This is a genomic window from Flavobacterium sp., from assembly GCF_017985075.1.
GTDB lineage: Bacteria > Bacteroidota > Bacteroidia > Flavobacteriales > Flavobacteriaceae > Flavobacterium.
This window is the reverse complement of the sequence record NZ_JAGNYF010000063.1, coordinates 1-10,455: the sequence shown is the minus strand read 5'-3', so window position 1 is coordinate 10,455 and position 10,455 is coordinate 1. Positions and strand designations below refer to the sequence as shown.

General features: G+C 29.9%; 11 protein-coding genes and 1 pseudogene. 4 read left to right on the top strand and 8 right to left on the bottom strand.

All coding sequences use genetic code 11. The features are described from left to right. Positions 1-227, top strand: a pseudogene (locus KA468_RS09570) (hypothetical protein); the annotation flags it as partial. On the opposite strand, the gene KA468_RS09565 reads toward KA468_RS09570, so the two are convergent. From KA468_RS09565 to KA468_RS09555, 3 genes are all read right to left on the bottom strand, one after another. Continuing rightward, complete coding sequence (locus KA468_RS09565) at positions 228-725, bottom strand: hypothetical protein (protein ID WP_291242717.1); 498 nt, start codon at positions 723-725, stop codon at positions 228-230. Positions 726-772: 47 nt separating this feature from the next. Then, the gene (locus KA468_RS09560) at positions 773-1,090 is read right to left on the bottom strand and encodes a cytochrome c (protein ID WP_291242716.1); all 318 of its coding nucleotides are present in this window, start codon (positions 1,088-1,090) and stop codon (positions 773-775) included. 123 nt (positions 1,091-1,213) lie between these two features. After that, positions 1,214-2,146 (bottom strand): peptidylprolyl isomerase, encoded by a 933-nt coding sequence (locus KA468_RS09555; protein WP_291242715.1) that lies wholly within the window; start codon positions 2,144-2,146, stop codon positions 1,214-1,216. Between the two features lie 82 nt (positions 2,147-2,228). Between KA468_RS09555 and KA468_RS09550 the strand changes: the two genes are divergently transcribed. Continuing rightward, positions 2,229-3,032 carry a bifunctional 2-polyprenyl-6-hydroxyphenol methylase/3-demethylubiquinol 3-O-methyltransferase UbiG gene (locus tag KA468_RS09550; protein ID WP_291242714.1) on the top strand — a complete coding sequence of 268 codons (804 nt, stop codon included), beginning with the start codon at positions 2,229-2,231 and terminating at the stop codon, positions 3,030-3,032. A 90-nt stretch (positions 3,033-3,122) separates the two neighbouring features. After that, the gene (trmD, locus tag KA468_RS09545) at positions 3,123-3,803 is read left to right on the top strand and encodes a tRNA (guanosine(37)-N1)-methyltransferase TrmD (RefSeq protein WP_291242713.1); all 681 of its coding nucleotides are present in this window, start codon (positions 3,123-3,125) and stop codon (positions 3,801-3,803) included. A gap of 78 nt (positions 3,804-3,881) precedes the next feature. On the opposite strand, the gene KA468_RS09540 is transcribed toward trmD, so the two are convergent. Continuing rightward, on the bottom strand, positions 3,882-5,501 hold the full coding sequence (locus tag KA468_RS09540) for an ABC-F family ATP-binding cassette domain-containing protein (RefSeq protein ID WP_291242712.1): 1,620 nt from the start codon (positions 5,499-5,501) through the stop codon (positions 3,882-3,884). Positions 5,502-5,651: 150 nt separating this feature from the next. Here KA468_RS09540 and KA468_RS09535 point away from each other — a divergent pair, with 150 nt between their 5' ends. Continuing rightward, the gene (locus tag KA468_RS09535) at positions 5,652-7,055 is read left to right on the top strand and encodes a thioredoxin-like domain-containing protein (protein WP_291242711.1); all 1,404 of its coding nucleotides are present in this window, start codon (positions 5,652-5,654) and stop codon (positions 7,053-7,055) included. A 69-nt stretch (positions 7,056-7,124) separates the two neighbouring features. On the opposite strand, the gene fsa is transcribed toward KA468_RS09535, so the two are convergent. The 4 genes from fsa to KA468_RS09515 are packed head-to-tail and all read right to left on the bottom strand — an operon-like array spanning position 7,125 to position 10,240. After that, a complete protein-coding gene (gene fsa / locus KA468_RS09530) occupies positions 7,125-7,781 on the bottom strand; it encodes a fructose-6-phosphate aldolase (protein WP_291242710.1) in 657 nt (218 codons plus the stop codon). A gap of 15 nt (positions 7,782-7,796) precedes the next feature. Continuing rightward, positions 7,797-8,510, bottom strand: a complete 714-nt coding sequence (locus KA468_RS09525) for a hypothetical protein (protein ID WP_291242709.1) — start codon at positions 8,508-8,510, stop codon at positions 7,797-7,799. A 12-nt stretch (positions 8,511-8,522) separates the two neighbouring features. Next, positions 8,523-9,326, bottom strand: a complete 804-nt coding sequence (locus tag KA468_RS09520) for an SDR family oxidoreductase (protein ID WP_291242708.1) — start codon at positions 9,324-9,326, stop codon at positions 8,523-8,525. Continuing rightward, positions 9,326-10,240, bottom strand: coding sequence for a DUF3667 domain-containing protein (locus tag KA468_RS09515; protein WP_291242707.1), 915 nt, complete (start codon positions 10,238-10,240; stop codon positions 9,326-9,328). Before KA468_RS09515 ends, KA468_RS09520 begins: the two co-directional genes overlap by 1 nt. Between the last annotated feature and the right edge of the window lie 215 nt (positions 10,241-10,455).

Below are 10,455 nucleotides of genomic sequence, written 5' to 3'. Positions count from 1 at the left end.
TGAAAAAAGCTTGGGCTAAAACAAGAAATTACATTGTAACCAAAAAATTCAACGAAGACAAAAAAGGATTTTATATTGGAATTTATAAAAAATCAATTCCTGAAGTAAATGAACCTTCAAAATGGGTAACAGAAATTTATATTCCAATCATAAAGAAAGAAGCGGCTCCAAAAAAAGTAATTGTAAAAGATAGTACTGTTACTTCACCTACGGAAACAGAAAATTAACTATTTACTCATTTCAATAGTAATCATATTATTTGTCATTTTCGGACCAAAGCTTCTTACTTTTGTCGTACATAAAACGTATAAATTACTATTAAAAACAGGAACAAGTGTTGTTGGGTAACGTTTAAGTGGATCTTCAATTTTTACTGAATACCCTTTTTCTTCAGGAATAAAATTAGCTTTTAATTGCAGCAAATATTGGTCTTCGCAAATGTTGTAAAACCATCTTTCTTCAGCGTTTGCCAGCGTAACTCTGTAATTTTTAGCAAAAGTTAAGGTTTTATCTTTATGAATTAGACTAAACTCATTATTAGTATTTACTACTTCATTTCCTTGGCTATCAATTAAAACAATCTGCAAATCGTTAATGATTTTTTTAGTAGCACTATCAATTGGGTTGGCTACCAAATAAGTCGTAAAATCATACCCACAATGCGGTAAACCTTCTTGCGAAAAGCCAAAAGATGAAATAAAAATAAGTAAAATAAATTTCTTCATAATTGAACGTTCGCAAAAAACGAACCAAAGTAGATTTTACCTATAAATTAAAATTGTGGTGTTGTTAAATATGCATAAATTTTTTCACGTTGCAAATCCGTAAGTTTTGTGTTTTGTTGCATACGAATAACTATCGGTTTCCACTGTTCTGCAGTAAAACTTTCTTTTGCATATAAACTATGACAATCCGCGCAACTTGTGGTATATAAATTTTTACCTTCAGCAATAACTTCAGCTGTAATTTCTAACTTTTCAGCTGCGATTTCTTTAACAACCGGAATTTCCTCTGTTACAACAACTTTTTTTGGTGCACAGGCAAATACAACTGATACAATCACTAATCCAATTAATACTCTTGATTTCATTATTTTATTTTTAGATTTTCAAATATATAAAAAATCCGTATCGAAAAGATATCGAAACGGATTTTATAAGTTATTTTTTTACTCAATTCTTACTGATTACTAAAAACTGATTACTGCCTACTCTTATTTCACATCCATTAATTCAACGTCAAATACTAAAGTAGCATCTGGTGGAATTACCCCTCCAGCACCAGAACTTCCATATCCTAAATACGATGGAATTACAAAACGAGCTTTATCACCTACTTGTAATAAGGCAATTCCTTCATCCCATCCTTCAATAACTTGCCCTACTCCCAATTGAAAATCAATTGGTTGTTTTCTTTTGTATGAAGAGTCAAAAACTTGTCCGTTTTCTAAAGCACCTTGATAATGCACAGAAACTTTTTTACCTTTTTCAGCTTGTTTCCCACTACCCTTTTGAATAATTTGGTAACGTAAACCACTTTCTGTTTTTGAAAAACCAGCGGCTAATTTTTCCATCGCCGCTTCAGCAGCTTGTTTTTGTTCTAAAATTCTTTTTTCACGTGAACCTTCGAATGTTCTAAATGCTTCTATAGCATTCCATTTTTCTGCTTCAGCACCTACTCTTATAATTTCAATTGAATCTAAAGCATCATTTCCAGCCACTGCATCAACAACATCTTGTCCTTCCACAACATGACCAAAAACAGTATGTTTACCGTCCAACCAATTTGTTGGAACATGTGTAATAAAAAATTGAGAACCATTAGAACCTGGTCCTGAATTTGCCATAGACAAAACGCCTGGTTTATCATGTTTTAAATCTGGATGAAATTCATCATCAAATTGGTACCCAGGACCACCTGTTCCTTGACCTTGTGGGCAACCTCCTTGAATCATAAAGTCAGGTATAACTCTATGAAATTTTAAACCATTATAATATGGAGTACCCATTGGTTTTGCTTTATTTTCTAATTGACCTTCAGCCAAACCTACAAAGTTTCCAACCGTTCCAGGTGTTTTATCGTGAGTTAACTTTACTAAAATTGAACCTTTTGCTGTATTAAATTTAGCGTAAATTCCGTCTTGCATTGCTTTTTCTTTTTAAATTAAAGTACAAATTTACTACTTTTTTAACTATATTTGAATGGTTTTTAAGCAAAATTATATCAAAATGAAATCAGAAAATTACCTTCAAATTAACAAAAAAACTTGGAACAATAAAGTGGCCATTCATATAGATTCTGATTTTTACGAACAAGAACAGTTTTTAAACGGGAAAATTACATTACCAAAAACAGACATAGAAGCTTTAGGCGATGTAACCGGAAAAAGAATTTTGCATTTACAATGTCATTTTGGTCAAGATAGTTTGTCTTTAGCTCGATTAGGTGCAAAAGTAACCGGAATTGATTTTTCTGAAGAAGCTATTGAAAAAGCGAGGTCTTTAAACGAAAAATTAGGATTAGATGCCGAATTTATTTGTTGTGATGTTTATGATACGCTACAGTACATTACTGAAAAATATGATATCGTCTACACCAGTTATGGCACAATTGGTTGGTTACCCGATTTAGATAAATGGGCAACTGTTATTTCAGGCGCATTAAAACCTAACGGAAAATTAGTGTTTTTCGAGTTTCATCCTGTAGTATGGATGTACGATAATGATTTTAATGACGTGTTTTACAATTACTTTAAATCTGAACCTATTTACGAAGAAGAAACAGGAACGTATGCCGATAGAAATGTAGAAAATGAATACCAAACAATTACATGGAATCATAGTTTAAGTGAAGTATTTCAATCACTTATAAAACATAATATTAGTATTAAAAATTTTCAAGAATACGACTACTCGCATTATAACTGTTTTAGTCATACTGAAGAATTTGTACCTGGTAAATTTCGCATTCAAAAATTTGGTAATAAAATTCCAATGATGTATGGAATTGTTGGGGAATTAATAGAACTATAAACTAATTTTTGTTTCTTATCTTTTTGATATGTTTTTTGACCAAATAGATGATTATATTTGCAACTTAATAGAATTCCAAACTAAAAAACTATGCGCGTAGATATTATTACCGTTTTACCAGAATTAATTAGAAGTCCGTTTGAAGGTTCGATGATGAAAAGAGCTATCGATAAAGGCTTGGTAGAAGTCCATTTTCATAATTTACGTGATTATAGTACCAATAAGCAAAAAAGCGTTGACGATTACCAATTTGGTGGTGGTGCTGGTATGGTGATGAATATTCAACCCATTGATGATTGCATTACCAAACTAAAAAGTGAACGCGATTACGATGAAATCATTTATATGACACCAGACGGAGAAACGCTACATCAAAAAATGGCAAATTCTATGTCGATGTTAGGAAATTTAATAATTTTGTGCGGACATTACAAAGGTGTTGACCAACGTGTGCGCGATATGCATATTACTAAAGAAATTTCTATAGGAGATTATGTGTTATCAGGTGGCGAATTAGGTGCTGTAATTTTATGCGATGCCTTATTTCGTTTAATTCCTGGAGTTTTGAATGATGAAACCTCTGCCCTAACGGATAGTTTTCAAGATAATTTATTGTCACCACCAATTTACACTCGACCTGCAGAATATAAAGGGATGAAAATTCCTGACATTTTATTAAGCGGCAACTTTCCAGAAATTGAAAAATGGCGCGAACAAAAAGCCTACGAACACACATTAACCAGACGTCCAGATTTATTGGAAGAAAAATAGTATTAACGAAAAATCCCGAGCAAAACTCGGGATTTTTTATAAATAACAATTCGTAAATCCAAAATCTTAAATCGTAAATTACAAATACATTTTAGTACGTAATTCTTTAATTTTATCGTCCTCTAAATATTCATCAAACGTCATGTAACGGTCTATAACACCATTTGGCGTAATTTCTAAAATTCTATTTCCAACGGTTTGAGCAAATTCATGATCGTGCGTTGTTAATAAAATAGAGCCTTTAAAGTTGTTTAATGAGTTGTTAAATGCAGTAATAGATTCTAAGTCTAAGTGATTGGTTGGTTCGTCTAACATTAATACATTGGCACGAATCATCATCATTCGAGACAACATACAACGTACTTTTTCACCTCCAGAAAGTACATTACATTTTTTCAAGGCTTCTTCACCTGAGAAAATCATTTTTCCTAAGAAACCACGAACATACACTTCATCGCGTTCTTCTTCTGTTTTTACCCATTGGCGTAACCAATCTACTAAATTTAAATCAACACCATCAAAAAAGCTATGATTTTCAACTGGTAAATACGACTGCGTAGTAGTAATTCCCCAATCAAACGTTCCTGAATCTTGTTTTTTTAATCCATTTAAAATATCATAAAAAGCGGTTGTTGCACGGGAATCTTTTGAGAAAACTACAATTTTATCGCCTTTTGCCATATTTAAATGTACGTCTTTAAATAAAACGTCTCCGTCTTGCGATGCTGATAAATTTTGTATATTTAAAATTTGGTCACCCGCTTCACGCTCGGTTTCAAAAATAATAGCTGGATATCTTCTACTTGATGGTTTAATTTCATCTAAGTTTAATTTTTCAATCATTTTTTTACGAGAAGTAGCTTGTTTAGATTTCGCTACATTGGCACTAAAACGACGAATAAACTCTTCTAATTCGGCTTTTTTCTCTTCTGCCTTTTTGTTTTGTTGGGCTTTCTGACGCGCCGCTAATTGGCTACTTTCATACCAAAAAGTATAATTTCCTGAATAATGTGTGATTTTCGCAAAATCAATATCCGAAATATGAGTACAAACCGCATCTAAAAAGTGACGGTCATGTGAAACTACTAAAACCGTATTCTCATAATTTGCTAAGAAATTTTCTAACCAACCGATGGTTTCAAAATCCAAATCATTTGTTGGCTCATCCATAATCAAAACATCAGGATTACCAAATAAAGCTTGAGCTAACAACACACGAACTTTTAATTTTCCGTCCATTTCGCCCATCAATGTATAATGATGTTCTGCTTCAATTTCTAAATTTGATAATAAAGTAGCCGCGTCACTTTCTGCATTCCAACCATTCATTTCGTCAAATTGCAATTGCAACTCGCCTATTCTATCCGCATTTTTATCATCATAATCAGCATACAAAGCATCCATTTCAGATTTTACGGCATGTAACGTTTTATTACCAATTAATACGGTATCTAAAACCGTAAATTCATCAAACATATTGTGATTTTGGTTTAAAACCGACATACGTTTCCCTGGTTCTAAAATCACTCTTCCTGAAGTAGGATCCATTTCACCAGCTATGATTTTTAAGAATGTTGATTTTCCAGCACCGTTGGCGCCAATAATCCCATAACAATTACCTTGAGTGAACGTGGTATTTACTTCATCAAATAAAATTCTTTTACCAAATTGTACCGATAAATTTGAAATTGTAAGCATGTATTTTTTATTTTAATTTGCTGCAAAATTAGCAAAAAGCAACGAGTTTTCACAGTTTTATTTTAATATTCTATTTGTAATTTTTAACGCTACATTAACATCTTAACTGTTTTAAATCAAATACATTTGTTATTATCTTTAAATAAAACTATGCAAAAAAATTACATTTTCATTAAATACTTTTTTTTCTTACTTCTTACAACCTCTTTAGTATCTTGTAAAGATGGCTTCATGGGTGAAAATCATGTGGCGTACTTTGGTGGTGAAATTGAAAATCCAAAGAATAATTTTGTTGTATTTATGAAAAATGACAAAGTGGTAGACACTTTTTATTTAGATGAAAACAATCGCTTTTTTCATAAATTCGATTCATTAACACCTGGATTATACAGTTTTAAGCATGATCCCGAATATCAATATGTGTTTTTCGATAAAAATGATAGTTTGATGATTCGTTTAAACAGCAATGATTTTGATAATACCTTAATGTTTTGTGGACGAGGAGATGAGAAAAACAATTTCATGATGGAATTGTATTTAAAAGACATGAAACTAAAAAATGATTTATTTGATGTATATGAAAAACCTGAAAAAATATTTTCAAAATATATAGATTCTTCTAATCAAAATATTAAAAATTTATACAATAAAAGAAAATCATTTATTAACTGGTCTGAAGAATTTGATGAAGTAGCAAAAGCCAATATTTTATTAAATTACGCTTACAAAAAAGAAGTTTTTCCTATTGTACACGAATTTAAAACAGGGGAAAACATCAAAACCGATTTACCAAAATCGTACTACAATTACAGAAAAAAAATTGATGTGAATCAAGCCAATTTATTGTACTATTCTCCGTTTATTAATTACATGACAAGCATGCTTAATAATATTGTACTAACCAAAAACAAAGGAAACTTAGACGATATGAGTTTAGAAAACAATATTAAAAAACTTGAAATTGTAGATACGCTGGTTAAAAACAAACACGTTAAAAATTTGGTTATAAACAATGTAGCCAACATGTATTTACTTTCAGATCAATGTTCAGTTAATAATGGTAAATTTTTTACCTTATATTCAAAAATGGTTTCCGATAAAAAAATGAAATCTAAAGTCATGGAAACGGCAAGTAATATTCAAAAACTAAGAAATAATAATGTGTTACCAGAAATTGGAGTGGTAGACACAAATAATAAAAGAGTTCAAATTAATGACCTAATTACTAAAAAAACAATTATTTATTTTTGGACCAAACAATCGGATTCGCATTCTTTCTATTCACATAAAAAAGTAGATGAACTTAAAGCAAAATATCCAGATATTCAATTTATTGCCATAAATATTAATAACACTCAGGAAGATTGGTTAAAAGAAATTAAAGCAAAAAAATATTCCAATTCCATAGAATTAAGAGCCATAGATTTTGAAGAATTACAAAATAAATGGGTAATTAATAAAGTATACCGAACACTAATTATAAATAAAAATGGTACTATAAACAATGCTTTTGTAAGTTTGTTTGATGCCAATTTTGAAAGTTATTTGCAATAGAAATCCGTATAAAAAACATAAAAAAAGGCGTCTCGAATTATCGGGACGCCTTTTTAATATATAAAAATATTATTTATTTCCTTTTTCGAAATCAGCTACAAACTGAGCAATTCCTAAATCAGTAAGTGGATGTTTTAATAATCCAGTAATTGAAGATAATGGTCCAGTCATTACATCTGCACCAATTTTAGCACAATTAACAACATGCATAGTGTGACGCACAGAAGCCGCTAAAATTTGAGTTTCAAAACTATAGTTGTCATAAATTTGACGAATTTCATCAATTAAATTTAAACCATCTGTTGAAATATCGTCTAAACGTCCTAAAAATGGAGAACAATAAGTGGCACCAGCTTTAGCAGCCAATAAAGCTTGACCTGCCGAAAATATTAAAGTAACATTGGTTTTAATGCCTCTATCTGAAAAATATTTACACGCTTTAATTCCTTCTTTAGTCATTGGTAATTTTACTACGATTTGTTCGTGTAAATCAGCCAACTCTTCACCTTCTTTTACCATTCCCTCAAAATCTAAGGCATTTACTTCTGCACTTACATCGCCATCTACAAGGTTACAAATGTCTACATAATGCTTTAAGATATTGTTTTTTCCTGTAATCCCTTCTTTAGCCATTAATGATGGATTTGTAGTTACACCATCAAGAATACCTAATGCTTGTGCTTCAGCAATGTCTTTTAAATTTGCTGTGTCAATAAAAAATTTCATGTTATATAATTTTAATTAAAATCTAAATGTTGCCCCCAAAGATAAATCAATTCTCCATAAATTTTCATAATTATCTTTCTCTAATTTTATTTTTTTTCTAAAACTATTAGGTCCGTCTATTTCATACGATTTCAAAACCCCTCCAACAAAACTAACTTGAGGTCCAACAGATATATATTTATTAAAACAATATCTATATCCAATATTAGCTATCATTCCAAAAGTACCAGAATTAATCTCATAAGTTCTATTTGAAACTTTCGATATAGATTTGTAATCTAAATATCCAAAAGCAAAATCCATCATTCCATGATGCTTAGAATTTAGGTCATTTGCATCAATATAAAATGAAGGTCCAATAAATGTAATATTATCAGTAACATGTAAAGTAGTGTTTTCAATTGAAAAATTATCAGCCATCACAACATCAATTCCACTTACTGAAGTTGATGCATTAAATTTATTAAATTTTAATCCAAAACCTGTTTGATCTGGTTTGTAATAAACTGACGCATCAATACTATTACCTGATTTTAAATCTCTAATAATTGCTTTTTGAACTTCATCCAAATTTTTAGCCGTACCGCCAACTCTCCAAGCAAAACCACTAGAAACACTAATTAAAAAATTGCTTTTTTTATTTTTTTCAATGTTTGATAATGGTGAGTTTTGTGCATATGTAAATACAGTAGATAAAACTAATAAGTAAAATAAGACATTTTTTTTCATAATTAATTTAATTTAAAGTTTATAATGATTCATTAGAATTTTCTCATATATACCATCTGGTAATATACGCTTTAAAACAATAGAAAATTTTTGCATAAAAGCGCCTACTTTATAATGAATACGAGGATTTTTGGTTTCAATAATTTTGTGTATTGCTACAGCCATTTCTAAAGGATTACTTCCACCAGAAACGTGTGCATTCATCATATTTAACTGATTTTGATATACTGTTTCATAAGCAGATCCTTTTTGAACTGGAGCATGAAATCGTCTAGATGCAATATCGGTAGCAAAATCACCTGGAGCCACATTGGTAATATGAATTCCAAATGATTTAGTCTCCATACGCAACGATTCGGTAATTAATTCTAAAGCGCCTTTTGACGAGGAATAAACGCTTCTAAAAGGCAATCCCATATAACCCGCTATGGATGTAATATTAATAATCAGACCTCTTTTTTGAAGACGCATTTGAGGTAAAACGGCCTTCATAGTCTCGATAGGTCCAAAAACATTGGTTTCAAAATTGTTTTTAATTTCTTCTAATGGAATTTCTTCAAGAGGACCCGTAATTCCTACTCCTGCATTATTAATTAACACATCTATTCTGCCTTCTAATTCTATAATTTTAGCAATACAAGCTTGTATTGATTCCGAATTCCTAACATCTAAATCAATTAATTTTATTTTTGATTGGCTAATTGCAGTAGCATTTCTACTTGTACCATAAACAATATACTCTTTATCTAATAAGAATTCGCCTATTGCTTTTCCAATTCCTGAAGAACCGCCAGTGATAAGTATTACTTTTTTCATTATAAAATTAATAAGATATAAATACCAAATAATACGAAAACAAACATGAAAATAATTGTGTTTAAAAAATAAATTACTGACAATTTAAATATGTTTTTAATCCAAGTTTCTTCATAAAAAACTACAAAAGCCTTTATAAATAAATAGTTTAAGTATAAAAATACGATACTAATAAAATCTCCATTTGTTTCATAATTAAAAAAACCTAGAATTTGATTTATTAATGTAGTTAGACTCAAAAGAAACAAAAAAGATGAAAAATAATGAAAAGTAAATATTCCATGATCAAAATACCACCATTTCTTTTTATTATGAGTGAGCCACAATGTTAAAGCAAAAAATGGCATAACTAAGAATAAAAACTTTGGCAAATTTTGTGCTAATTTTTGAAATACTTTTTGAAAGATTTGTTTAGTTGTATAATTTTCTTCTAATTTTTTAAATTTTTCTTTTAAAAAAGAATTATTAGAATTAATTGTTTGAGTTTCCTTTTTATAAATTTTTTGATTTTCTTTTAATGCAAATTTTTCTCTTGTTAAACTGTCTTCTTTTCTTTCTGATTTTGCAATTTCTTGAGTAATTTCACTTTCTATTTCTTTAAAAGTAAACGAACTAAAAATAATAAATGAAACAATATTGATAAAAATAAACAGGCGAACTGGAGCCATAAAAGCCATACGTTTACCAGATAAATAAGTAAGCGAAAGTTTCTCAGGGGCATATAACAAATATCTTAGTGCTTTCCAAAAACTACTTTCATAATGCACTAAATCTTCTAAAAAATGAGTAAACAAATAATGAAATGATTTTTTAGTTTCTGTATTTTCTTGACCACATGATGGGCAAAAACGTACCAAAACAGAATCGCCACAATTTTGGCAAGTACTATCTTCTCTTAATTTTCCGTGACTCATTTAATATAATTTAATGTGGTAAAATTAAATAAAAAAAAGTGCATACAAAAGTTTGTATGCACTTTAAAAACAGATTGATAAAAGTTAATCTTTCTTTTCTTTCTTTTTAGAATCACATGATGCTTCTTTTTTATCTGATTCACCACAACATTTTTTACCATTTACAGAACATGATTTTTCTGTTTTTACTTTCTTCTTTTGTTTTGGTTCTTGTG

Excerpts from the sequence above, each read along its gene's own strand:
- KA468_RS09565 (WP_291242717.1), bottom strand. The coding sequence starts at position 725 with ATGAAGAAATTTATTTTACTTATTTTTATTTCATCTTTTGGCTTTTCG.
- KA468_RS09560 (WP_291242716.1), bottom strand. The coding sequence starts at position 1,090 with ATGAAATCAAGAGTATTAATTGGATTAGTGATTGTATCAGTTGTATTT.
- KA468_RS09555 (WP_291242715.1), bottom strand. The coding sequence starts at position 2,146 with ATGCAAGACGGAATTTACGCTAAATTTAATACAGCAAAAGGTTCAATT.
- KA468_RS09550 (WP_291242714.1), top strand. The coding sequence starts at position 2,229 with ATGAAATCAGAAAATTACCTTCAAATTAACAAAAAAACTTGGAACAAT.
- trmD (WP_291242713.1), top strand. The coding sequence starts at position 3,123 with ATGCGCGTAGATATTATTACCGTTTTACCAGAATTAATTAGAAGTCCG.
- KA468_RS09540 (WP_291242712.1), bottom strand. The coding sequence starts at position 5,501 with ATGCTTACAATTTCAAATTTATCGGTACAATTTGGTAAAAGAATTTTA.
- KA468_RS09535 (WP_291242711.1), top strand. The coding sequence starts at position 5,652 with ATGCAAAAAAATTACATTTTCATTAAATACTTTTTTTTCTTACTTCTT.
- fsa (WP_291242710.1), bottom strand. The coding sequence starts at position 7,781 with ATGAAATTTTTTATTGACACAGCAAATTTAAAAGACATTGCTGAAGCA.
- KA468_RS09525 (WP_291242709.1), bottom strand. The coding sequence starts at position 8,510 with ATGAAAAAAAATGTCTTATTTTACTTATTAGTTTTATCTACTGTATTT.
- KA468_RS09520 (WP_291242708.1), bottom strand. The coding sequence starts at position 9,326 with ATGAAAAAAGTAATACTTATCACTGGCGGTTCTTCAGGAATTGGAAAA.
- KA468_RS09515 (WP_291242707.1), bottom strand. The coding sequence starts at position 10,240 with ATGAGTCACGGAAAATTAAGAGAAGATAGTACTTGCCAAAATTGTGGC.